This is a genomic window from Fructobacillus tropaeoli (assembly GCF_001047135.2).
GTDB lineage: Bacteria > Bacillota > Bacilli > Lactobacillales > Lactobacillaceae > Fructobacillus > Fructobacillus tropaeoli.
The window spans coordinates 1-359 of sequence record NZ_DF968160.1 but is presented as its reverse complement, the minus strand read 5'-3'; the positions used below and the strand labels follow the sequence as shown (position 1 = coordinate 359).

Annotated in this window: 1 protein-coding gene; it reads left to right on the top strand. The window is 46.2% G+C overall.

All coding sequences use genetic code 11. The features are described from left to right. On the top strand, positions 1–359 hold a 359-nt coding region (locus tag AOQ32_RS08825), incomplete at both ends, for a prealbumin-like fold domain-containing protein (RefSeq protein ID WP_242976738.1).

The following is a 359-nucleotide window of genomic DNA, read 5'->3' as shown; positions in this document are numbered from 1 at the left end:
TCGGGTGCCCAATCAGGCAAGAACATGATTAACGGCAACTACACGTTGGCAGGCAACGAGTTCGATATTTTTGACGAACAAAACAACCTGGTTGATCATGTGACCACCGATGCTTCTGGTAAGGCTTACTCAAAGACGGACTTGAAGTTAGGTAAGTACACGGTGGTTGAAACCAAGGCCAGTCAAGGCTTTGTGAAGTCAGCGACCCCACAAAAGGTTGACTTGTCTTATGTTGGTCAAGAAGTACCGGTTGTCTTTGACACAGCCTATGAGACCAACCAAGAAGTCAAGGGTGGCATTACCATTCAAAAAACTGGTGCTGAAACCGGTACAAAGCAGTGGAATGCCAACTACTCATT